Annotated in this window: 17 protein-coding genes and 3 pseudogenes; 15 read left to right on the forward strand and 5 right to left on the reverse strand. The window is 71.0% G+C overall.

Features of this window, described 5'->3' with window-relative positions; translation table 11 throughout:
- Positions 1-11: 11 nt before the first annotated feature.
- Positions 12-86 (reverse strand): DUF6053 domain-containing protein, encoded by a 75-nt coding sequence (locus tag RDV84_RS26410; protein ID WP_425606396.1) that lies wholly within the window; start codon positions 84-86, stop codon positions 12-14.
- Positions 87-159: 73 nt separating this feature from the next.
- On the opposite strand from RDV84_RS26410, the gene RDV84_RS13135 reads away from it, so the two are divergent.
- The 7 genes and pseudogenes from RDV84_RS13135 to RDV84_RS13160 all read left to right on the forward strand — a co-directional run bounded on the left by RDV84_RS13135 (position 160) and on the right by RDV84_RS13160 (position 9,332).
- Positions 160-1,782 (forward strand): hypothetical protein, encoded by a 1,623-nt coding sequence (locus RDV84_RS13135; protein WP_309150616.1) that lies wholly within the window; start codon positions 160-162, stop codon positions 1,780-1,782.
- 8 nt (positions 1,783-1,790) lie between these two features.
- Positions 1,791-1,889 (forward strand): annotated as a pseudogene (locus RDV84_RS26415) (DUF6053 domain-containing protein); the annotation flags it as partial.
- 176 nt (positions 1,890-2,065) lie between these two features.
- Positions 2,066-2,998, forward strand: coding sequence for a glycosyltransferase family 2 protein (locus tag RDV84_RS13140; protein ID WP_309150617.1), 933 nt, complete (start codon positions 2,066-2,068; stop codon positions 2,996-2,998).
- 720 nt (positions 2,999-3,718) lie between these two features.
- Positions 3,719-6,118 (forward strand): penicillin-binding protein 1B, encoded by a 2,400-nt coding sequence (gene mrcB / locus RDV84_RS13145; protein WP_101943847.1) that lies wholly within the window; start codon positions 3,719-3,721, stop codon positions 6,116-6,118.
- A gap of 3 nt (positions 6,119-6,121) precedes the next feature.
- A complete protein-coding gene (locus RDV84_RS13150; protein WP_309150618.1) occupies positions 6,122-6,748 on the forward strand; it encodes a hypothetical protein in 627 nt (208 codons plus the stop codon).
- Positions 6,749-6,755: 7 nt separating this feature from the next.
- Complete coding sequence (yoaA, locus tag RDV84_RS13155; RefSeq protein ID WP_309150619.1) at positions 6,756-8,897, forward strand: DNA repair helicase YoaA; 2,142 nt, start codon at positions 6,756-6,758, stop codon at positions 8,895-8,897.
- A gap of 27 nt (positions 8,898-8,924) precedes the next feature.
- Entirely contained in the window at positions 8,925-9,332 is a 408-nt protein-coding gene (locus tag RDV84_RS13160; protein WP_057948684.1) for a VOC family protein, read from the forward strand.
- Between the two features lie 13 nt (positions 9,333-9,345).
- On the opposite strand, the pseudogene RDV84_RS26425 reads toward RDV84_RS13160, so the two are convergent.
- Positions 9,346-9,462, reverse strand: a pseudogene (locus RDV84_RS26425) (DUF6053 domain-containing protein); the annotation flags it as partial.
- 19 nt (positions 9,463-9,481) lie between these two features.
- Between RDV84_RS26425 and tsaB the strand changes: the two are divergent.
- From tsaB to RDV84_RS13175, 3 genes are read left to right on the forward strand one after another with little or no spacing between them, the layout of a single operon-like run.
- Positions 9,482-10,210, forward strand: coding sequence for a tRNA (adenosine(37)-N6)-threonylcarbamoyltransferase complex dimerization subunit type 1 TsaB (tsaB, locus tag RDV84_RS13165; RefSeq protein WP_309150620.1), 729 nt, complete (start codon positions 9,482-9,484; stop codon positions 10,208-10,210).
- Between the two features lie 55 nt (positions 10,211-10,265).
- Entirely contained in the window at positions 10,266-11,411 is a 1,146-nt protein-coding gene (locus RDV84_RS13170) for a hypothetical protein (RefSeq protein ID WP_309150621.1), read from the forward strand.
- A complete protein-coding gene (locus tag RDV84_RS13175) occupies positions 11,408-11,902 on the forward strand; it encodes a hypothetical protein (protein ID WP_309150622.1) in 495 nt (164 codons plus the stop codon). Before RDV84_RS13170 ends, RDV84_RS13175 begins: the two co-directional genes overlap by 4 nt.
- 12 nt (positions 11,903-11,914) lie before the next feature.
- On the opposite strand, the gene RDV84_RS13180 is transcribed toward RDV84_RS13175, so the two are convergent.
- Positions 11,915-12,796: an energy transducer TonB gene (locus RDV84_RS13180; protein WP_057948680.1), complete on the reverse strand. Its 882-nt coding sequence runs from the start codon at positions 12,794-12,796 to the stop codon at positions 11,915-11,917.
- Positions 12,793-13,746, reverse strand: coding sequence for a glutathione synthase (gshB, locus tag RDV84_RS13185; protein ID WP_057948679.1), 954 nt, complete (start codon positions 13,744-13,746; stop codon positions 12,793-12,795). The genes RDV84_RS13180 and gshB overlap by 4 nt, the downstream gene beginning before the upstream one ends.
- Positions 13,747-14,080: 334 nt before the next feature.
- Here gshB and pilG point away from each other — a divergent pair, with 334 nt between their 5' ends.
- The 5 genes and pseudogenes from pilG to RDV84_RS26430 form a co-directional block, all read left to right on the forward strand.
- Positions 14,081-14,479 (forward strand): twitching motility response regulator PilG, encoded by a 399-nt coding sequence (gene pilG / locus RDV84_RS13190; RefSeq protein ID WP_057948678.1) that lies wholly within the window; start codon positions 14,081-14,083, stop codon positions 14,477-14,479.
- 17 nt (positions 14,480-14,496) lie between these two features.
- Positions 14,497-14,862, forward strand: coding sequence for a response regulator (locus tag RDV84_RS13195; protein ID WP_057948677.1), 366 nt, complete (start codon positions 14,497-14,499; stop codon positions 14,860-14,862).
- Positions 14,863-14,872: 10 nt separating this feature from the next.
- Complete coding sequence (locus tag RDV84_RS13200; RefSeq protein WP_057950245.1) at positions 14,873-15,412, forward strand: chemotaxis protein CheW; 540 nt, start codon at positions 14,873-14,875, stop codon at positions 15,410-15,412.
- Between the two features lie 55 nt (positions 15,413-15,467).
- Positions 15,468-17,486 carry a methyl-accepting chemotaxis protein gene (locus tag RDV84_RS13205; RefSeq protein WP_057948676.1) on the forward strand — a complete coding sequence of 673 codons (2,019 nt, stop codon included), beginning with the start codon at positions 15,468-15,470 and terminating at the stop codon, positions 17,484-17,486.
- A gap of 166 nt (positions 17,487-17,652) precedes the next feature.
- Positions 17,653-19,980: pseudogene (locus RDV84_RS26430) on the forward strand (FimL-related protein); the annotation flags it as partial.
- A 793-nt stretch (positions 19,981-20,773) separates the two neighbouring features.
- Here the strand turns inward: RDV84_RS26430 and RDV84_RS26435 are convergent.
- Complete coding sequence (locus tag RDV84_RS26435; RefSeq protein ID WP_425608213.1) at positions 20,774-22,003, reverse strand: pentapeptide repeat-containing protein; 1,230 nt, start codon at positions 22,001-22,003, stop codon at positions 20,774-20,776.
- Positions 22,004-22,170: the final 167 nt, after the last annotated feature.

The following is a 22,170-nucleotide window of genomic DNA, read 5'->3' on the forward strand; positions in this document are numbered from 1 at the left end:
CGGGAGGGCCTTCAGGCCCCTGCTGTCGTGGGAGGGCCTTCAGGCCCGATGCTTTCCGCTCCGGTCGCCTCGCGCCCCGCCGACATCGCCCTTCAAAACCCGCACCACAAGCGCGACCCCTGTCACGATCGTCATGCGCACGGCGCTATCCTGTGCGCCGTGAATCCCCGCCCGCCCGCCACGCCCGAACTCGCCCCGGTCCACCCGGGCGGCGCGCGCATCGAGCCGGCGGCCGGCGACTGGACCGCACTGGATTTCGACGCCCCCCGCCGCGCGAGCGATACGCCGGCCGCGCCCTCGGCGTTGCGCTTGTGGCTGTCCCGGCACTGGCTGCGCATCGCGCTCGGACTGGCCGCCGCGGGCGTGGTCGCGGCGCTGGCGGTCTGGCGCCAGCCGCTGTCGGAATGGGTGTGGCCGGAAACCCGCCTGCAGCGCCTGCGCGAACAAGCCGGGCAGGCGCTGTCCGAAGGCCGCCTGAGCTCGCCCGACGGCCGCGGCGCGCGCGAGCTGTACGAGGCCGCGCTGGCCCTGGACCCGGACCGCAGCGACGCCCGCGCCGGCCTCGCCCGCACCGGCGAGGTCGCCTTGCAGCAGGCGCGCCAGGCCATCGACGGCAGCCATTTCGAATTCGCCCGCCAGCGCATCGACCTCGCCCGCGATCTGGCGGTGCCGCGCGCCCGGGTCGAGCCCTTGGCGCAATTGCTGCGCCAGCGCCAAGCCGTCCACGCCGGCCTGGACCGGATGATCGTCGCCGCCGCGGCGGCGCGCGAGCAGGGCCGCCTCGATGGCGCGCCCGATGCGGCCCTGCCGCTGTACCTGCGCGTGCTGGAGCTGCAGCCGCAGCGCAACGACGCGCTGGAAGGCCGCGACGACACCCTCGCCGACCTGCTGCAGCAGGCGCGCCAGGCGCTGGAACGCGGCGAACTGGTGCGCGGCGCGCAAGGCATCGCCCGCGTCCAGGAGGCCGACCCCGGCCACGCCGATCTGCCCGACAGCCTGACCTTGCTGGAATCGCGGCTGGAGCGTCGCCGCGCCGAGGCCGCGCAGGCGCTGCGCCGGAACAAGCCCGACGTGGCCTTGGCCGGCTACCGCGACCTGCTGGCGGTGCGGCCCGACGACGGCGCCGCGCGCGAGGGCCTGCTCGCGGTCGCCGGCGTGCACGCCGAGCGCAGCGAGCGGCTGGCCGCGGATTTCCGTTTCGCCGAAGCCGAGCAGGAACTGGCGCTGGCGCGCGAAGTCGCCCCGACCGCGCCGGCGGTGACCTTGGCGCGCCAGCACCTGGACCGCGCGCGCGAATCGCGCAAGCGCTTCGACCAGGAAACCCCGCTGCGCCGGCGCCAGTCGCTGCAGCGCCTGCTGACCGAAGCCGCCGCCGCCGAACAGCGCGGCGACCTGCTGACACCGCCCGGCGACAGCGCCTACGACAAACTGCGCGCGGCCCAGGCCATCGCCCCGGCCGACCCGGCGGTGCGCGCCGCCGCCGCGCGGCTGCTGCCGGCGGCCAAGCGTTGCTTCGAACGCGAGCTCGGCGGCAACCGGCTCTCGCGCGCCGGCGAATGCCTGGACGCGCGCCGCGCACTGGAGGGCGGCGGCGGTGCGGTGCGCGAGGCGTCCGCGCGCCTGGCCCAGCGCTGGATCGGCGTCGGCAGCGAACGCCTCGGCGCGGGCGAACTGCACGCCGCGCGCGCCGCGCTGCAGGCGGCGCGTTCGCTCGACGGCAATGCGCCCGGGCTGGCCGAACTGGCCGCGCGGGTGCAGGCGGCGGGGGCGGCGAGCAATTGAACCGGTAGTTCGCGGCGATCGGGTACACGAGAGTCGGGCCTGAAGGCCCTCCCACAAGAGCGAGCAGCGGGGGCTTCCTCGCCGGACCGAGCCGCCTTGGCTCTTGACCGGCCTGCTTTTGCGCTTGTGGGAGGGCCTTCAGGCCCGACGCTCTTCTCCCAGGTTGCCGGACGCCTCCAAGACCTGCCCCCGCGCCTGGGCGATAATGCGCGCATGCCCCATCGCTCCCGCCCCATCCCCACCTTCCCGACCCAGCGCCGCCGCGCCGCGGAGCCGCGCTGACATGACCGCTCCCGTCGTTCCCGCCTGCGCCGATGTCTGCGCGGCGATCGTCACCTATCACCCGCAGATCGAGTTGCTGCGCGACGTCGTCGCCGCGGTGCGCCCGCAGGTCGGGCGGGTGCAGATCTTCGACAACGCCAGCCCCGGCGCCGACGTCGCCGCGCTGTTCGAGGAACTGCGCGCGCAGGGCGTGCAGGTGCTGCGCAGCGACCGCAACGTCGGCCTGGGCAGCGCGATCAACCACGCCGCGCGGCTGGCGCGCGAGGCCGGCTTCGCCGAGATCCTGCTGATGGACCAGGACAGCCAGGTCGGCGCCGGCATGGTCGCGACCCTGCAGCGCGCCTTGCGCGAACTGCGCGCGCAAGGGCCGGTGGCCGCAGTCGGCCCGCAGTTCCGCGACCAGCGCACCGGCGAGATCGCGCCGTTCGTGCGCATCGCCTTCCCGATGAACCGCAAGCTGTTCGGCGGCCCGGGGCAGGCGGTGGACTGCGATTTCCTGATCACTTCCGGCACCTTGCTGCCGCTGGACGCGCTCGACCGCGTCGGCGGCATGGACGAAGGACTGTTCATCGACAACGTCGACATCGAATGGAGCTCGCGCGCCCGCCATCGCGGCTACAAGCTCTACGGCATCTGCGACGCGCAGATGCAGCACCGCATCGGCGAGCTGGTGTCGATCAGCGGCCTGCTGCCCTCGTGCAAGCTGGTGGTGCACAGCCCGACCCGGCTGTACTACATGATGCGCAACCGCGTGCTGCTGTACCGCCGCGCCGAAGTGCCGCGGCGCTGGGCCGCGCAGGACCTGCCGCGGCTGGTGCTGAAGTTCGTCGGCACGGCGGTGTTCCTACGGCCGCGGCTGGGCTACCTGCGGGCGATGCTGCGCGGGCTGCGCGACGGCATCGGCGGGCGCGATGGGCCGATGCCGCGGGATTGAGCGCTTGAGGCGCTGAGCGATGGCGCCGCGAAATTTGGTCCGAGTTTCCGCGCCTGCGCGAGCCATGGCGTCGATGCTGCTACGCCTCTGTCCAAGGCGATGATCGTTTCCTTACTTCGTCATTCCGGCGAAAGCCGGAACCCATGTTGACGTTGTTGCCGCTTTCGCCGTTACCGATGTGTCGCCTGACGACAAGCCACCATCAAGAGCTTTCGTCCGCAAGCGGCCGAGCTACTTTCTTTTGTCAGCGCGACAAAAGAAAGTAGCCAAAGAAAAACGCTTGTTTAAGGTCAAAAGCCACTAAGTCCAGTACCCGACGCGGGGCTGCGCCATAAGGGACATCCTGTCCCATGGCGCACGCGCGCATCCATGCGCGCGCCCTCCGGGGCTGTGGGGCTGACGTTACGGCTCGGAGGCGAGCGCCAGCAACAGCAAAGGCAACGGCACTGATCGACGATGCGGCGAAGGACGATCCTGGCGTCCGTCCAGAGCGCAGGGGCGCCGCCGCCATCGCCATAGCGCCGCAACCGGCCACACGGCCACCCGGCCCATGCGTCTCGCCCGGCAGCCGACCACCCCCGACTTTGCCGATTCCGCCTCCTGGCCTGAACCAAACCCCAATCGCGGGGTCTGACCCCAGGTCGCCCATCCCGGGCGCCGCCGGCGCGCGCTCCGGACGCCTGCGCTAGACTTGCCCGCGACTCAAGACACAGCATCTCCGTGGCCCGAATCGATTACGACGAAGACGAGCGCGACGACAACGACGGGCAGGGCGCCAAGCCAGGCTGGCGCCGGCGGCTGGTGACCTGGACCCTGGCCGCGGGCGGTCTGGGCCTGGGCTTCCTGATCCCGTACACGCTCTACCTCAACCACGAGGTCGGCGAGCGCTTCGGCCAGCTGCAGTGGCAGATCCCGACCCGGGTCTACGCGCGTCCGCTGGAAGTCGCGCCCGGCGCGGCGCTGGATGCGGCCACGCTCAAGACCGAACTCGACGCCGCCTCCTATCGCGAGGACGGCGGCGAGCGCCCGGGCACTTACGCCCGCGAGGGCGGCCGTTTCACCATCGCCAGCCGCGGCTTCGACGACGTCGACGGCACCGTGCAGCCGCGCCGGATCGAAGTCAGCATCGCCGGCGGCCGCGTCGCCGCGGTGCGCGACCTGACCAGCAAGAAGGCGCTGCGCACCGCGCGGCTGGACCCGGCGCGCATCGCCACGCTGTACGGCCAGAAGCAGGAAGAGCGGCGGCTGGTGCGGATCGAGGAGGTGCCCGAGCTGCTGGTCACCGGCTTGCAGGCGGTCGAGGACCGCGACTTCAACCACCACTTCGGCATCGACCTGTCGGGCATGGCGCGCGCCGCGTTCAAGAACGTCGCCGCCGGCCGCGCCAAGCAGGGCGCCAGCACCCTGACCCAGCAGCTCGCGCGCAGCGGCCTGCTCGGCATCGGCCAGGAACAGACCCTGACCCGCAAGGGCAAGGAAATCATCTACGCCCTGCTGATCGAGGCGCGCTACGACAAGCGCACGATCCTGGAGGCGTACTTCAACCAGGTCTATCTCGGCCAGCGCGGCTCGCAGGCCATCCACGGCGTTGCCGCGGCCTCCGAGTTCTGGTTCGGCCGCGACCTGCGCGACCTCAACACCGAGCAGATCGCGCTGCTGATCGGCATCGTCCGCGGCCCGTCCTATTACGACCCACGGCGCAATCCCGAGCGCGCGCTGTCGCGGCGCAACTTCGTGCTCGGCGAGATGCACGAGACCGGGCTGATCGCCGAAGCCGAATACCAGCGCGCGATCAAGACGCCGCTGGAGATCAGCCAGAACCCGGGCAACATCGCCGCCAACCGCTTCCCGGCCTACGTCGACCTGATCCGCCGCCAGCTCGCCCGCGACTATCCGGCCGACGCGCTCGCCGGCGCCGGCCTGAGCGTGATGAGCGGGATGCAGCCCTCGGCGCAGGCGCAGGCCGAAGGCGCGGTCGCACGCACGCTCAAGAGCCTGGACAACAAGCGCCGGCCGCCGCTGCAGGCCGGCCTGGTGGTCACCGACGTGCACAACGGCGAAGTGGTGGCCGTGGTCGGCAGCCGCGAGTTCACCCAGCCGGGCTTCAACCGCGCGGTCGAGGCGCAGCGTCCGGTCGGTTCGTTGCTCAAGCCGTTCGTGTACCTGCTGGCGCTGGCGCGGCCGAGCGAGTTCAACCTGTCGACCTGGGTCGACGATTCGCCGGTGACGGTCAAGCTCGGCCGCGGCCGCAACTGGAACCCGGGCAATTCCGACGGCCGCAGCCACGGCCTGGTGCGCATGGTCGATGCGCTGGCGATGTCCTACAACCAGGCCACCGTGCGCATCGGCATGCAGGTCTCGCCGGAAGCCGTCGGCGAGCTGACCCAGAAGCTGGCCGGCATCCAGGCGCCGAACAATCCCTCGTTGATCTTGGGCGCGGTCGATCAAAGCCCGTACGCGATGGCGCAGCTGTACCAGTTCCTCGCGTCCGGCGGCGAAGTGCAGCCGCTGCACGCGGTGCGCGGCGTGCTCGACGCGCAGGGCAAGGCGGTCAAGCGCTACGACAAGGAACCCGCGCCGGCGCAGGAAGGCGACGCGATCGCCGCGCGCCTGATCACCATCGCGCTGCAACAGGCCGTCACCAACGGCACCGGCCGCCAGCTCATCGGCGACGGCCTCGGCAAGCTGCAGCCGGCCGGCAAGACCGGCACCAGCAACGACGGCCGCGACAGCTGGTTCGCCGGCTGGACCGGCGACCACCTGGCGGTGATCTGGGTCGGCAACGACCAGAACCAGACCACCGGCCTGTACGGCGCCACCGGCGCGATGCGGGTGTGGTCGGCGATCTTCTCGCGGCTGCCGACCGCGCCGCTGCAGGTCACCGACAAGGGCATCGACTGGCAGCCGGTGGTCGGCAGCAACAGCACCGACGCGGCCTGCCCGGGCGCGCGCCGGTTCCCGTTCGTGGCGGGCTTCGCCCCGCAATACGCGCCGTGCCCGCAGCCGGAGCCGCAGGCCGAGGAATCCGGCGGCGGCTGGCGCGAATGGTTCGGCATCGGCAAGGACAAGGACGAGTCTGCGCGCGAGCCGGCGCCCACTCCCCCGTCCCCGGAGCAGTAATCGATGATCCGCACGACTCAGCGCGCCGCTCGCCGCGGCGCCGTCCTCGCGGCGCTGACCGCCGCAGTCCTGGCCGCCCTCGCGGCCTGTTCGGTCGCGCCGCCGCAACCCTCGGCGCTGGCCGAGGCCAACTTCAACGGCGAGGCCGCGGTGGCGCAGGTGCGCGCCGCCGGCGGCGCCGCCGCGCGCGAACTGGACGTGCAGCCGCTGCGCGACAGCCAGGTCGAGGACCTGCGGCAGAAGGCCGAGGTGCTGGAGAAATCGCGCAAGTACCCCGAGGCCGCGGCCGCGCTCGACCAGGCGCTGCAGATCAACGCCGACGATCCGGCGCTGCTGCAGGAGCGCGCCGAGGCCGCGCTGTTGCTGCATCGGCTCGACGACGCCGAGCGTTTCGCGCAAAAGGCCTACGACGGCGGCTCCCAGGTCGGCCCGCTGTGCCGCCGCCACTGGGCGGCGATCGCGCAGGCGCGCCAGGGCCGGCTCGACGGCGTCAACGCGGCGATGAAGCTGGCCAAGCGCCAGGACCACTACGACGCCCTGGTGCCGCAGCGCGACGGTTTGATCAGGTCGCGCAAGCAGGCGCAGGACAAGATCGACGCCTGCACCGTCGCCGCGCCCGCCAGGTACTGACGCTTCCATGCAACCCAGTCGCCTCGGCGTCGCCAGTCGGGCCGCGCTGAGCGACGGCGGCGAGATCGCGCGCAAGCTCGAAACCTTCGCCCCGCGTCCCGCCCAGCAGGACCTGTCGGCGGCGATCGCCGACGCCTTCGAAACCCGCGAAACCCTGCTGGCCGAGGCCGGCACCGGCACCGGCAAGACCTTCGCCTACCTGGTGCCGGCGCTGCTGTCGGGCCTGAAGACCATCGTCTCCACCGGCACCCGCGCGCTGCAGGACCAGCTCTATCACCGCGATCTGCCGCGGGTGCGCGACGCGCTCGGCGTCGGGGTCAAGACCGCGTTGCTGAAGGGCCGCGCGAACTACCTGTGCCGCTATCGCATGGAGCAGGCCAAGGGTGAGCCGAAGTTCTCTTCGCGCGACCTCGCCGCGCAGTTCCAGCGCATCGTCGCCTGGTCCGGGCGCACCCGCCTCGGCGATCTGGCCGAACTGGAAGCGCTGCCGGAAGAATCGCCGCTGCTGCCGATGGTGACGTCCACCGCCGAGAACTGCGTCGGCAGCGAATGCCCGTTCTACGCCGATTGCTTCGTGGTCCAGGCGCGCCAACGCGCGCAGGCGGCCGACGTGGTGGTGGTCAACCACCATCTGCTGCTGGCCGATCTCGCGCTCAAGCAGGAAGGCTTCGGCGAGATCCTGCCGGGCGCGCAGGCGTTCGTGATCGACGAGGCGCACCAGCTGCCCGAACTGGCCGCGCAGTTCTTCGGCGAGGCGATCAGCGCGCGCCCGCTGGTCGAGCTGGCGCGCGACGCGCTGGCCGAATGCAAGAGCGTGACCGGCGCGTTGGCGAGCCTGCAGGTGCCCTCGCGCGACCTGGAGCATTCGGTGCGCGCGCTGCGCACGGCGATGGACGAGTTGCCGGTGCGCGGCACCCGCCGCCGCGCCGGCGAAGTGCCGGCGGTGGAGGACGCGTTCGACAACCTCGATGCCGCGCTGGCCAACCTGCGCGACGCGCTGGAGCCGCTGCGCGGCGCCGCGCCGGGCTTCGACAGTTGCCATGCGCGCGCCGAGGAATTCATCGAGCGGCTGCGCCGTTGGCGCGGCGCGGCGGTGCCGCGGCCGGCGCCGGAACCGGAAGAGGACGACGATTTCGCGCCGCCGCGGCGCGAGGTCGCGGCCGAGGCCGAAAACCAGGACGCCGTCGCCGCCGCGCAGGACGCGAACGCGCAGGCCGAGGCGGCTCCCGCGGCGATCCCGGAGGAAGGCCGCGACGGCAGCGTGCTGTGGTACGAACTGACCGCGCGCGGCTTCCGCCTCAGCCGCACCCCGCTCGACGTCGCCGGCCCGCTGGCCGCGCACCGCGAGCGTTCGCGCGCGGCCTGGGTGTTCACCTCGGCCACGCTCGCGGTCGGCGGCCAGTTCCAGCATTACGCGCGCAAGCTCGGCCTGTTCGAGCCCAAGACCCTGCTCGCGCCGAGCCCGTTCGACTGGGCCACGCAGGCCTTGATGTACCTGCCGCCGGGCCTGCCCGACCCGGCGGTGCGCCACTACAACCAGGCCCTGGTCGAACGCCTGCGGCCGGTGCTGGAAGCCTCCGGCGGCCGCGCCTTCGTCCTGTTCGCCTCGCACCGCGCTTTGCGCGAGACCGCCGAATTGCTCAAGGACGGCCCGTGGCCGCTGTTCGTCCAGGGCGAAGCGCCGCGGCACGTGCTGCTGGAGCGCTTCCGCGCTTCGGGCAACGGCGTGCTGCTCGGCGCGGCCAGCTTCCGCGAGGGCGTGGACGTGGCCGGCGAGGCGCTGAGCGTGGTGGTGATCGACAAGCTGCCGTTCGCCGCGCCCGACGACCCGGTGTTCGAGGCGCGCCTGGACGCGATCCGCCGCCGCGGCGGCAACCCGTTCCGCGACGAACAGCTGCCGCAGGCGGTGATCGCGCTCAAGCAGGGCGCCGGCCGGCTGATCCGCAGCGAGACCGACCGCGGCGTGCTGGTGCTGTGCGACCCGCGCCTGCACAGCAAGAGCTACGGCCGCACCTTCCTCGACTCGCTGCCGCCGCTGCCGCGCACGCGCCGGGTCGACGACGTGGCCGACTTCTTCGCCGGCCGCCCGCTGGCACTAGAATCGGCCTCGTCCGCGCCGGCCGACGGCGAGGACTATTACTACCGCTGAATGCGGTCGTCGCCAACGAGGTGGGCCATGAGCGAGCAGGAGCCGGCGCGCAAGCCGCGCGTGCACGGATTGGGCGGAGTGTTCTTCAAGGCGCGCGATCCCGCCGCGCTGGCGCAGTGGTACCAGCGCCATCTGGACCTGGACGTGCAGGGCTGGGGCGGCGCGCTGCTGCGCTGGCGCCGCGCCGACAGCGGAAGCGATGCGGTCACGGTGTGGGCGCCGTTCGGCGAGGACAGCGAGTACTTCAAGCCCAGCGACAAGCCCTACATGCTGAACCTGCGCGTCGACGACCTGCAGGCGACCTTGCAGGGGCTGCGCGAGGAGGGCTGCCAGGTGCTGGACCGGTACGAGGAATCCGAGCAGGGCAAGTTCGGCTATGCGCTGGACCCGGAAGGCGGCCTGCTGGAGCTGTGGCAGCCGGCGCCGGGGTACTGAGCCCTTTTGTGGGAGGGCCTTCAGACCCGGAGCCTTTGTCTCGGATCGCCGCGGCCTGAAACAAGAGCGTCGGGCCCGAAGGCCCTCCCACAATAAGCCACCAGGCGAAGGCCCTCCCACACGCGCCCATCCGCGCGATAATCGCCGCGATGAAACTCCTCGCCTTCGAAACCTCCACCGAAGCCTGCTCCGTCGCCCTGTGGCTCGACGGCGAGGTGCGCGAGCGCTTCGAGCTGGCGCCGCGCCGCCATGCCGAACTCTCGCTGCCCTGGGCCGAACAGTTGCTCGCCGAGGCCGGGGTGAAGCGCCGCGAACTCGACGCGGTGGCGCTGGGCCGCGGCCCGGGCGCGTTCACTGGCGTGCGCCTGGCCATCGCCCTGGCCCAGGGCGTGGCGCTGGCGCTGGACGTGCCGGCGATCCCGGTCTCGACCCTGGCCGTGCTCGCGCTGCGCGCGCAGGCGCTGGCCGCTGGCGCGGGTCCGCAGCGCGTGCTCAGCGCGATCGACGCGCGCATGGGCGAGGTCTACACCGCCGCCTTCGAACTGCGCGACGGCGAGCCGTTCGCGCTCGACCGCGAAGCCGTGCTCGCGCCCGACGCCGCGCAACTGCCCGGCGACGGCGCGCCCGCCGACGGCTGGCTCGGCGTCGGCACCGGCTTCGCCGCCGCCGACGGCGCCCTGCGCCAGCGCCTGGGCGCGCGCTTCGCCGCGATCGACGCCGAGGCGCTGCCGCACGCCGCCGATCTCGCCCGCCTGGCCGCCGCCGCGTACGCGCGCGGCGAAAGCATCGCGCCCGAGCGGATCGAACCGGCCTACCTGCGCAACAACGTCGCGCTGACCATCGCCGAACAAGCCGCGCTGCGCGCGCGCTCTTCGTAACCCGGCGCGCCGTCGCCCGGATTTCCCGGCCGCATCCTGCCCCCGAGGACGAACCATGAAATCGCTGCGCCTGCTTTCGCTGTTGTGTTGCGCCGTGCTGGCGCCGCTCGCGTCCGCCGCTGAGCCGGCCGAGGTCTGGCGCGGGACCGTCGGCGCCTTGCCGGTGGCGATGAGCCTGAGCCGCGGCGACGGCGCCGAGGTCTACGGCCAGTATTTCTACCTCAAGCACCTGCGCGACCTGGAACTGCAAGGCAAGCGCGACGGCCAGGGCCTGCACCTGGAAGTGCGCAGCCGCGACGACGCGGTCACCGAGCGCTGGGAGCTGAGCGAAAAGGACGGTGCGCTGGAAGGGCAGTGGCGCGCCGGCAAGCGCACGCTGCCGGTACGCCTGCAGCGGGTGGACGCCGAGGCCCTGCGCGCCGGCCGCGACGGCGAGCGCTATCGCCGCGCCGGCGACGACGTGTCCGCGTTCGACGCGCTGCGCATCGGCGAATTGAACCTGGAGAAAGCCAAGACCCAGCAGTTCCAGGGCCATCGCCTGCAATGGTGGCGCGAACCGCGCACCGGGGTGGAACTGTTCACCGTCGAAACCGGCCTCGACGAGCCGGCGCGCGCCCGCGTCAACCGCATCCTCAGCCAGCGCCTGTGGCATACCGCCATCGACGCGTTGCAATGCACCTCCGCGGCCAATAGCGAGTTCGACCTCACCGTCACCCCGCGCCTGTTCGACCGCCGCTTCCTCAGCCTCAGCCTGATGACGAGCTACTACTGCGGCGGCGCGCATCCGGACTTCGGCGACTCGCCGTTGACCATCGACGTGCGCGAGGGCCGCGAACTCGCGCTGGAAGACGTGCTGTGGCTCGGCAAGGGCGCGCCGCCGCGCCGCACCGGTCCGGGCGATTACGACAGCCCCGGCTACAAGCGCCTGGACCAGTACCGCGAATCGACCCTGGTGCCGTGGACGATCAAGACCCTGGCCGGCCTGCACCCGCGCGAGATGATGCCGCCGAAAGGCGACGACGAAGACGGCTGCGATTACTCCGACCCTGGCGTGTGGGGCACCTCGATCTGGTACCTGACCCCGGACGGCCTCTACCTCGGCCCGTACTTCGCCCGGGTCGCGCGCGCCTGCGAATATCCGGACTGGTCGCTGGTGCCGTGGAAGCTGGTCGAACAGCATCCGGGGCCGGCGCTGAAATGACGTCGCCCAGCTTTCGCTACCTGCGTAACGACGAGGAACTGGGCTGGAGCGGTTTCGAGGCCTACTTCGACTACCTGGCCGGCATCCGCCAGCGCCTGGGCGAAGCGTTGTATGCCTTCGCCGCCGATTCCGACCGCTACGGGCTCCACGCGCGCGGCTCGCTGCACGACGCCTGGCTGCAGCGGCTGGCGCTGGCGCCAGCGGACGCGTGCGCGCAGCGGCCGCGCATGGGCCTGGAACTGGATCTGCTCGGGCCTTGGCACGATCGAGTCCTGTGCCTGCGCTACGACGAGGTGAGCGCGTATTCGTTCGTCCAGCCGCCCCGCGACGGCGATGCGGCACAAGACCTGCTCTGCCACGAATTGCGCCTGGACCCCACCGGCGAATGCCTGGAGCATTTCCTGCAGTTCGACGACGGCTTGTGCATCCTGGTGGCCTGCCGCTCGATGCGTTTCGAAGAAAAAATGCTGGAACCGCCGGTGCAGCAGTGATGCGCCGCGCGCCTACTCGTCGACCAACGACCCGCCCGGCAGGAAGTTCCAGGTCCGGGTCACGTGCAGGATGTCCGGGTTTTCTTCGGTCTTCGGCAGCGGCGGGTAGGGCTCGGCCAGCCGGGCGATGCGCAGGGCCGAGTCGTCGAGCAGCCGGACGCCGCTGCTGCGCACGATGTCGGCGCGCTCGACGCTGCCGTTGCGGCGCACCGCCACGCTGATCACCACCTGCCCGGCGAGCCGGCGCCGGCGCGCTTCGTCGGGGTAGTTGAGGTTGCCGACCCGCTCGACCCGGTCGACCCATTCGCGCAGGTAGCCGGCCCAGGCGTACTCGGTGGTGCTGGCGGAAACGAACTTGCGGGTCGGGCGCTTGGCGTAGCGCTCCGAGCGCATGTGGATCTCGGCCGCCAGCCGCGCCATCTCGATGTCGTGCTCGATCTTGCGCTGGCCGTTCGGCAAAGGCCGCTCGGCCGGGGTCTGGGCGATGCGCTCGCGCGCGGTCGTGGTCTCGCCGCGGGTGCTGCTGACCACGCGCGCGGTCGGCTGCGGCTGCGCCGCCGGCGATTGCGCGCGCAGCGCCATCTGCGCCACGCCGGCCTCGGCCTGCGGCGACGGACCGGACTGGTTGTCGCGCGGGCGGGTGCTCTTGTCGTGCTCGCCGCCGCCCTGGTTGTTGGCCTGGGCGAGGAAGTCGGCCTGCTTCGGCGTCAGCGCGGTCTGGGTCTGGGTCAGGATCACGTCGAGCGTCGGCACCACCGGCGCGGCCCTCTCCAGGGTGTAGCCGACGCCGAGCAGGAAGATGCCGTGCACCAGCACCGACAGCACCATGGTCGCGCTGAAGCGCTGCGGTTCGGCCAGGCCGCCGCCGGGCAGGTGCGGAACGCCGGCGCTCATGCGGCGGACAGGCGGGCTTCGATGGCGTCGAACAGCAGGCCGGCGATGTTGAGGCCGAATTGCTCGTCGAGTTCGCGGATGCAGGTGGGGCTGGTGACGTTGAGTTCGGTCATGTAGTCGCCGATCACGTCCAGGCCGACGAACAGCATGCCGCGCTCGCGCATCTCCGGGCCGACCTGAGCGGCGATCCAGCGGTCGCGTTCGCTCAGCGGGCGGCCTTCGCCGCGGCCGCCGGCGGCGAGGTTGCCGCGGAACTCGTCGCCCTGCGGGATCCGCGCCAGCGCGTAGTCGACCGGCACGCCGTCGACCAGCAGCACGCGCTTGTCGCCGTCCTTGATGTCGGGCAGGAACTTCTGCGCCATCACCAGGTGGCGGCCGCCGTCGCCGAGGGTTTCCAGGATCACGTTGAGGTTGGGCTCGCCTGCCGCGGCGCGGAAGATCGAGCGCCCGCCCATCCCGTCCAGCGGCTTCAGCACGGCCTGGCCGTGGCGCTGGACGAAGGCCTTGAGCTCGCCGGCGTCGCGGCTGACCAGGGTGTCGATGCAGCACTGCGGGAACAGCAGCGCGGCCAGCTTCTCGTTGTAGTCGCGCAGGCCCTGCGGATCGTTGACCACGAACGCGCCGGCGCGCTGGGCGACCGACAGGATCTGGGTGTCGTGCAGGTACTCGGCGTCGACCGGCGGGTCCTTGCGCATCAGGATCACGTGCGCGCTGCCGAGTTCGATCTGTGACCAGTCTCCCAATTCGTGCCAACCGTTTTTATCGTCGCGCACGCGCAGCGGCGCGACGTTCGCCAGCGCGCGGCCGCCGTCCAGGCTCAGGCCGCCGGGTTTCACGTACCAAAGGCGGTGGCCGCGGCGCTGGCCTTCCAGCAACATGGCGAAGGTGGAGTCCTTGGCGATCTTGATCGACCCGATCGGGTCCATCACGACGACGATGTCCAACGGCATGGCAACGGAATCCTCAAAGATTGACGGGATGGTAGCAGGCAGGTCACCGGTATCTGTCATGATGTAGGGGTCGCAAACGGCCGTGCAGCGTCCATTTGCGACACGCAGCGATCAGGGCGACCGCCTTGCGCGGAAGGGGACGATGGCTTAGGTCGAGGGAGCGGCCGCCGGCAACAGCGTGACCGCCGGCAAGTTCGTCCTGCGATCTGATCGGCTTGCGTATTCAGTTTCCGGGCGCGGAATGCGTGCTTGACAGCCTGCGTGCGGCTTGAAATAAAGACGGCTTCGCAACGCCCCGGGGATTTCAAGGCGTTTGCAATGGGGGATACAAAGAATGCTCGACGAGGTTCGTAGCGGCAGCCTCGATGGTCTCAGGGTCATGGTGATCGACGATTCCAAGACCATCCGTCGAACCGCCGAGACGCTGTTGAAACGCGAGGGATGCGAGGTGGTCACGGCCATCGACGGATTCGAGGCGTTGGCGAAGATCGCCGACCAACAGCCGCAAATCATTTTCGTGGATATCATGATGCCGCGTCTGGACGGCTATCAGACCTGCGCGCTCATCAAGAACAATCATCTGTTCAAGGGCACGCCGGTCATCATGCTGTCGTCGAAGGACGGCCTGTTCGACAAGGCGCGGGGCCGCATCGTCGGTTCCGAGCAATACCTGACCAAGCCATTCACGCGCGAGGAACTCCTCGACGCGATCCGCAAGCACGTACACGCCTGACCGGGGGGTAGGGCACCATGGCACGCATCCTGCTTATCGAGGACTCTGCGACGGACACCGCCGTCCTGACCCAGCTGCTGCAACGCAACGGTCACGAGGTGTTCGCCGCCGGCAGCGCCGAGGACGGCATCGAGGCGGCCAAGCGCGAGTTGCCCGACCTGGTGATGATGGACGTGGTGCTGCCGGGCATGAACGGTTTCCAGGCCACCCGCGCGCTGAGCCGGGACGAGCAGACCAAGCAGATCCCGGTGCTGATCGTCAGCACCAAGGCCATGGAGACCGACCGCGCCTGGGGCATGCGCCAGGGCGCGCGCGATTACATCGTCAAACCCCCGCGCGAGGACGACCTGATCGCGCGGATCAAAGAACTGCTGGATAAGTGAACCGATGATCTTGAAGACGCCGTTCGATGTGCTGAGCGATTACGAGCGCCGTTCGCTGGCGCACGTGGCCGGTCTGCCCGAACAGCTCGACGCGCCGGGCCTGTGGCGCGGGGTCGGCTACCGCATCGGCGCGCGCCGGCTCGCCTCGACCTTCGCCGAGGTGGTGGAAATCCTGTCGCTGCCGCAGCTCACCCAGGTGCCCGGCGCGCAGCCGTGGATGCTCGGGCTGGCCAACGTGCGCGGCAGCCTGCTGCCGATCGTCGACCTCAAGCAGTTCCTGGAAGGCGAGCGCACCGTGCTGCACGAAGGCCAGCGCATCCTGCTGGTGCGCCAGCCCGGCGGCGACGTCGCCGTGCTGATCGACGAGCTCTACGGCCAGCGCAGCTTCCACGAGCACAACCTGCTGGCGCTGGAAGACGCCGAGGCGCTGGTGCACGGCCGCTACGCCCATTTCGTCGAGCGCGCCTACCGCGTCGACGACCAGGCCTGGGGCGTGTTCAATCTCGACCGCCTGGCCCGCACCCCCGAATTCCGACAAGCAGCGGCCTGACGCAGCCGCTTCCTCCAACAAGACCGCACGCACGTACACCCGAGGTTCCCGAACCATGAGCACTGTGATGGACAACGCCGGCAAGAGCCGCATGCTGGGCGCCAATACCTGGCTGATCGTGCTGGGCATATCGGTGCTCGTGTTCGGCGTGAACACCGGCTACGCGACCTGGCAGGCCGCGCGCCTGGGCGGCGCCAGCTCGGCGGCCTCGCGACTGCAGGTGAACTCGCAGAAGCTCGCGGTGCAGGCGCGCGAAGCGGTCGGCGGCAACAAGGACGCGTTCGCCGCGTTCAAGACCACCAAGGCGGCGATCGACGAGGACGTCAAGTCGCTCAACGACAACTACGGCGGCACCACCGGCGTGGCCACCCCGATCGAGACCGCGACCAAGACCTGGGAGCCGATGGGCAAGAGCGCCGACCAGGTGCTGGCCTCGGAGAAGGCGGTGCTGGCGCTGGCCGGCAACGCCGACAGCTTCGCCGGCCGCGTGCCGCAGCTGCAGGCGCGCCTGGACGAACTGGTGCGCGCGATGTCGGCCTCCGGTTCGCCGTCCTCGCAGGTCTACATCGCCCTGCGCCAGGTGGTGCTGTCGGCGACGATGGCCCGCCGCATCACCGAAATCCGCGCCGGCGGCAGCGGCGCCGGCATGGCCGGCGAGGCGCTCGGCCGCGACGCGATCGTGTTCGGCAACATCCTCACCGGCCTGCGCAAGGGCGACTCGTCGTTCGGCGTCAACGCGCTCGGCAACTCCGGCGCGCTGGCCGCGCTCGGCCAGGCCGAGGCGCTGTGGCTGGAGATGAAGAAGGACCTCGACGCGATCTCGGCCAGCTCCAAGGACCTGTTCCAGGCCCAGGCCGCGGCCGAATCGATCACCGGCGGCTCGGACAAGATGCTCGCCGACAGCCAGTCGCTGTTCACCGCGCTGACCTCGTTCGGCTCGCTCAGCGACTCCAGCTTCCTCGGCAATATCTGGCTGTCGATCATCTCCGGCCTGGGCGCGCTGGTCGCGATCGCCGGCTTGCTGTTCTCGCTGAACTACGCCCAGCAGCGCCGCTACCAGACCACCAAGGAACTCAACGACCGCAACCAGGAGGCGATCATGCGCCTGCTGGACGAAATGGGTTCGCTCGCGGAAGGCGACCTGACGGTGAAGGCCACCGTCACCGAGGACATGACCGGCGCGATCGCCGACTCGATCAACTTCGCGGTCGAGCAGCTGCGCAGCCTGGTGCAGACGATCACCGACACCTCGGTGCAGGTGGCCTCCAGCGCCCAGGAAACCCAGGCCACCGCGATGCACCTGGCCGAGGCGGCGGAACACCAGGCGCAGGAGATCAACTCCGCGTCGGACCGCATCAGCGAAATCGCGGCCTCGATCGACCAGGTATCGAAGAACTCGGCCGAGTCGGCCGACGTGGCGCAGCGCTCGGTGCAGATCGCGACCAAGGGCGCGGGCGTGGTGCGGCAGACGATCCAGGGCATGGACTCGATCCGCGACCAGATCCAGGAGACCTCGAAGCGTATCAAGCGCCTGGGCGAAAGCTCGCAGGAAATCGGCTCGATCGTGGAACTGATCAACGACATCTCCGAGCAGACCAACATCCTCGCGCTCAACGCGGCGATCCAGGCGGCATCGGCGGGCGAAGCGGGCCGCGGCTTCGCGGTCGTGGCCGACGAAGTGCAGCGACTCGCGGAACGCGCGTCCAACGCAACCAAGCGAATCGAGACGCTGGTCCAGACAATTCAGTCCGACACCAACGAAGCTGTCAGCTCGATGGAGCAGACGACCTCCGAAGTGGTCGCCGGTGCGCGATTGGCCGAGGACGCGGGCACCGCGCTGGGCGAGATCGAAAAGGTGTCGTCGGACCTGTCGAACCTGATTCAGGGCATTTCCAGCGCCGCGCAGCAGCAGTCCAGCGCGGCCTCGAACATCACCCAGACGATGAACACCATCCAGCAGATCACCTCGCAGACCTCGCAGGGCGCCAACCAGACCGCCGCGTCGATTGGAAACCTCGCGCAGCTGGCGGCGGACCTGCGCCGCTCGGTGGCCGACTTCAAGCTGCCGGCCTGACGCGGGCAGGAGCCGCAGGAAGCGCGGGCACGGTTGTTGCAAGGCAGACAGCGGCTCCGATACAGACATACGAAAGGGTTGTACCGAGGATGAAGCGTCCGACACATCGCTGGCTGAGCCACGCACCGCGTCCGCGACGCGGCCGCGCCGACGGGCGGAGCGCGCCATGACCGCCTTGCGCGAAGCCATCGACACCACCACGCTGGGCTGGATCAAGCCCGAGCTGGACGAAACCCTGCGCCAGGCGCGGCAGGAGATCGAGGCGTTTGCCGAAGATCCCGCCGACGCCGCGCGCATGCGCGTGTGCGCGAATCATCTGCACCAGGTGCACGGCACCCTGCGCATGGTCGAACTGTACGCCCCGGCGATGGTCGCCGAGGAAATGGAGCGGCTGGCGCTGGCGCTGCAGCAGGGCGGCGTGCACGACCGCGACGAAGCCTGCGCGGCGCTGATGCGCGGCGTGGTGCTGCTGCCGGATTACCTGGAACGCCTGCAGGGCGGTCACCGCGACATCCCGATCGTGCTGCTGCCGCTGCTCAACGAGCTGCGCGCCACCCGCGGTGAGTCCGGGCTCAACGAAAGCGTGCTGTTCGCGCCCAACCTCGACCGTCCGCTGCCGGCGCACCTGCCGCCGCCGCTGCCGGTCGGCGCGGCCGGCGGCCGCAACGCCAGCGCGCCGCACCTGGCCTCGCTGCGCGAAGCCCTGGCTGCGTGGCCGGAGGACGGCGCGCCGGGCAAGGTCGTGCAGCTGGCTTCGGCCATCGACGGCCTGCTCGCCGAAGCCGTGCTGGAACCGGTGCGGCGCATGCTGTGGGTGGCTTCGGCCGTGGCCCACGCGGTGCGCGACGGCGCGCTGCCGCCGACCCGCGCGCTGCGCCAGGCCTTCGGCGGGGTCGAGCGCGAAGCGCGCCAACTGCTGTCCGACGACGGCTTCAGCGCGCCGCGCGGCGAACCCGCGGCCGAGCCGACCCGCCAGCTGCTCTACCACGTGGCCCACAGCGACGGCCGTCATCCGGCCCTGGACGACCTGCGCCAGACCTTCGAACTGGCCTCGCAGCTGCCGAGCGAATCCGAACTCGAACACGCCCGCGGCAGCCTCAGCGGGCGCAACCGCGCGCTGCTCGACACCGTCGCCGCGGCGATCAAGGAAGACCTGCTGCGGGTCAAGGACGCGCTCGACCTGCACCTGCGCACCAACCAGACCGACCCGGGCGAACTGCGTCCGCAGGTCGAGGCGCTGGCGCGGGTCAGCGACACTCTCGGCATGATGGGCCTGGGCATGGCCCGCACCGTCGTGCTGCAGCAGCGCGACGCCATGAACGAGATCGTCGAGGGCCGCCGCGCCGCCGACGAAGGCACCCTGCTCGACGTCGCCGGCGCGCTGCTGTACGTGGACGCCTCGCTCGACGACCAGGTCAGCCGTCTCGGCCTGCCCGAGGACAAGGCCGAAGAGGACTTGCTCGCCGGCGAGGCGCGCAAGGTGCTCGACGTGGTCGCGCGCGAAGCCATCGCCAATTTCGGCGACGCCCGCCAGTCCTTCGTCGCCTTCGTCGAGACCAAGTGGGACCACGAGGAACTCAGCGAAGTGCCGCGCGTGCTCGACGAAGTCGCCGGCGCCTTGCGCATGATCGAACTGCCGCTGGCCGCCGATTACCTCACCGGGGTCAAGCGCTACACCGAAGTCGAGCTGATCGGCCGCCGCCGCGTGCCCAGCGGCCAGCAGCTCGACACCCTGGCCGACGCATTGGCCAGCCTGGAGTACTACCTCGAAGCGCTGCGCGAGCAGCGCCCGAACCGCGACGACATCCTCGACATCGCCCGCCAGAGCCTGGAAGCCCTGCGCTACTGGCCGCTGCCGGACGTGATCCGGATCGAGCCGCCGGCCGAGACCGCCGCGGGCGTGCCAGACGCGAACGCGCCGGCCACGAGCGCGCCGGCGCAGTCCGCCGCCGCGTCGCAGCCGCCGGACGCCGAGGCCCTGCCGCCGCAGATTCCGGTCGCGCCCGAATGGGGCCTGGCCGAGATCGAAGCGCCGCGGCGCGCCGACGGCGAGCCGCTGTCGATCGATACCGAACACGGCGCCGCCCAGTACGCGTCCGCGTTCGACGCCGAGCCCTCGCAGGCGCCGGCGGCCGAACCGGCCGACCTCACCGAACGCGTGTCCGGCGGGCTGGTCAACACCGCGCTGGTCGAAGCGGTGCCGTCGGCGCCGCCGTCGTTCCTGACCCCGTCCGGAGGCGCCCACGGCGGTTTCGAACAGGTCGACGACATCGACGACGAAGTGCGCGAGATCTTCCTGGAGGAATTCGAGGAAGAGATCGGCAACCTCGAACAGCTGTTGCCGGCCTGGCGCGAAGCGCCGGACGACCTGACCCGGGTGCAGCCGGTCCGCCGCGTGTTCCACACCCTCAAGGGCAGCGGCCGCCTGGTCGGCGCCAAGACCCTGGGCGAGTTCAGCTGGAAGATCGAAAACCTGCTCAACCGCGTGCGCGAGCACGGCCGCGTCGCCAGCCCGCAAGTGCTGGACCTGGTCGATCACGCCTACCGTGCGCTGCCGGCGTTTTACGCCGCGCTGCGCAACGAGGCGCCGCTGAGCGTCGACGTCGCCGGCCTGGAAGCGCACGCCGACCTGCTCGCCAGCGGCGAGGAAGCCTTCTATCAGCCGCCGGCGCCCCCGGTCGAGGCTGCGGTCGAGGAAGCCGCCGCGGCGCCGGTCGCCGACGGCCCGTACGTGCCGGCCTCGGTCGACCCGGTGCTGCTGGAGATCCTCGACGGCGAAGTCGCCGGCCACCTGGTCACGATCGAATCGTGGCTGGCCGCCGCGCGCGTGCGCCCGCAGCCGGCCAACGACGCGCTGCAGCGCTCCATCCACACCATGAACGGCGCGTTCGCGATGACCGAAGTGCCGGTCATCACCGACGTCACCGGACCGACCGAAGCCTACGTCAAGCGCCTGCTCGCCAGCGGCGCGCCGGCCAGCGCCGAGGGCGTGGCCGCGATGGACGCGGTCGCCGCGGCGATCCGCACCACCATCCAGGCGCTGAAGTCGGCGACGCCGCACGTGCCGCTGTTCCTCGGCCTGCCCGAGCGCATCGCCGCGCTGCGCGACAGCCTGCCGGACGCGCGCCTGCCGATGATCGCCGACGAGTTCGACGCGGGCTTCGACCAGCCGGCGAGCGAAGTCGCGGGCGAGCTCAGCGCCACCGACCTCAGCGCGTTCCAGGGCGAAGGCCCGGGCGGCGCCGAAGTGCCGGAGGGCCGCAGCGACGGCCGCGGCACGTCGGAGTTCACCATCGACTTCGCCTCCTTCGCCGGGTCGCTCGGCCAGAGCGACGCGACGCTCGAGCGCGAAGCGGCGCAGCGCAAGGCCGAAGCCGAGCGCCTGGACGCCGAACGCATTGCCGCCGAGCAGGCCGAAGCCGAGCGTCTTGAAGCCGAACGCGTTGCCGCCGAGCAAGCCGAGGCCGAACGTCTCGAAGCCGAACGTATTGCCGCCGTGCAGGCCGAAGCCGAGCGTCTCGAAGCCGAGCGCGTTGCAGCCGAGCAAGCCGAAGCCGAGCGTCTCGAAGTCGAGCGCATTGCCGCCGAGCAGGCCGAGGCCGAACGTCTCGAAGCCGAACGCGTTGCCGCCGAGCAGGCCGAAGCCGAACGTCTCGAAGCCGAGCGCGTTGCCGCCGAGCAAGCCGAAGCCGAGCGTCTCGAAGCCGAGCGCGTTGCCGCCGAGCAGGCCGAGGCCGAACGTCTCGAAGCCGAGCGCATTGCCGCCGAGCAAGCCGAAGCCGAGCGTCTCGAAGCCGAACGTGTTGCCGCCGAGCAGGCCGAAGCCGAGCGTCTCGAAGCCGAACGCGTTGCCGCCGAGCAGGCCGAGGCCGAGCGTCTCGAAGCCGAACGCGTTGCCGCCGAGCAAGCCGAGACCGAACGTCTCGAAGCCGAGCGCATTGCCGCTGAGCAGGCCGAAGCCGAACGCCTGGAAGCCGAGCGTACCGCCGCCGAACAGGCCGAAGCCGAGCGTGTCGCGGCGCAGAAGGCCGAGGCCGAGGCCGACCGCCTCGCCGAAGAAGAACGCCTGGAATACGAACGCCTGGAAGCGCAGTACGCCGCCGAGGCCGAAGCCGCGCGTCTGGAAGCCGAACGCGCCGAGACCGAAAAGGCGGAGGCCGAACGTCTGGCCGCCGAGCGTGTCGCGGCGGAGCAAGCAGAAGCTGAGCGCCTCGCCGCCGAGCAGGCGGAAGCCGAACGCCTGGAAGCCGAACGCGTCGCCGCCGAGCAGGCGGAAGCCGAACGCCTGGAAGCCGAACGCCTCGCCGCCGAACAGGCCGAAGCCGAACGTCTGGAAGCCGAGCGCGTCGCTGCCGAACAGGCCGAAGCCGAACGCCTGGAAGCCGAGCGCGTCGCTGCCGAGCAGGCCGAAGCCGAGCGTCTGGAAGCCGAACGCGTCGCCGCCGAGCAGGCCGAAACCGAACGTCTGGAAGCCGAGCGTCTCGCCACCGAACAGGCCGAAGCCGAGCGCCAGGAATACGAACGCCTGGAAGCGCAGTACGCGGCCGAGCGCCTGGCCCGCGATCAGGCCCAGGCCGATGCGCTGGAGCCGGCCTACCTGCACGATGCCGCGCACCTGGACGAACAGGCGCCCGCCGCCAACGACGAAGCCGAGCCCGCCATCGCCGCGAGCACCGTCGCCGGC

It is taken from the genome of Lysobacter yananisis (genome assembly GCF_031199375.1).
GTDB classification, from domain to species: domain Bacteria; phylum Pseudomonadota; class Gammaproteobacteria; order Xanthomonadales; family Xanthomonadaceae; genus Lysobacter; species Lysobacter yananisis.

Excerpts from the sequence above, each read along its gene's own strand:
- RDV84_RS13140 (WP_309150617.1), top strand. The coding sequence starts at position 2,066 with ATGACCGCTCCCGTCGTTCCCGCCTGCGCCGATGTCTGCGCGGCGATC.
- RDV84_RS13150 (WP_309150618.1), top strand. The coding sequence starts at position 6,122 with ATGATCCGCACGACTCAGCGCGCCGCTCGCCGCGGCGCCGTCCTCGCG.
- yoaA (WP_309150619.1), top strand. The coding sequence starts at position 6,756 with ATGCAACCCAGTCGCCTCGGCGTCGCCAGTCGGGCCGCGCTGAGCGAC.
- RDV84_RS13160 (WP_057948684.1), top strand. The coding sequence starts at position 8,925 with ATGAGCGAGCAGGAGCCGGCGCGCAAGCCGCGCGTGCACGGATTGGGC.
- tsaB (WP_309150620.1), top strand. The coding sequence starts at position 9,482 with ATGAAACTCCTCGCCTTCGAAACCTCCACCGAAGCCTGCTCCGTCGCC.
- RDV84_RS13170 (WP_309150621.1), top strand. The coding sequence starts at position 10,266 with ATGAAATCGCTGCGCCTGCTTTCGCTGTTGTGTTGCGCCGTGCTGGCG.
- RDV84_RS13175 (WP_309150622.1), top strand. The coding sequence starts at position 11,408 with ATGACGTCGCCCAGCTTTCGCTACCTGCGTAACGACGAGGAACTGGGC.
- RDV84_RS13180 (WP_057948680.1), bottom strand. The coding sequence starts at position 12,796 with ATGAGCGCCGGCGTTCCGCACCTGCCCGGCGGCGGCCTGGCCGAACCG.
- gshB (WP_057948679.1), bottom strand. The coding sequence starts at position 13,746 with ATGCCGTTGGACATCGTCGTCGTGATGGACCCGATCGGGTCGATCAAG.
- pilG (WP_057948678.1), top strand. The coding sequence starts at position 14,081 with ATGCTCGACGAGGTTCGTAGCGGCAGCCTCGATGGTCTCAGGGTCATG.
- RDV84_RS13195 (WP_057948677.1), top strand. The coding sequence starts at position 14,497 with ATGGCACGCATCCTGCTTATCGAGGACTCTGCGACGGACACCGCCGTC.
- RDV84_RS13205 (WP_057948676.1), top strand. The coding sequence starts at position 15,468 with ATGAGCACTGTGATGGACAACGCCGGCAAGAGCCGCATGCTGGGCGCC.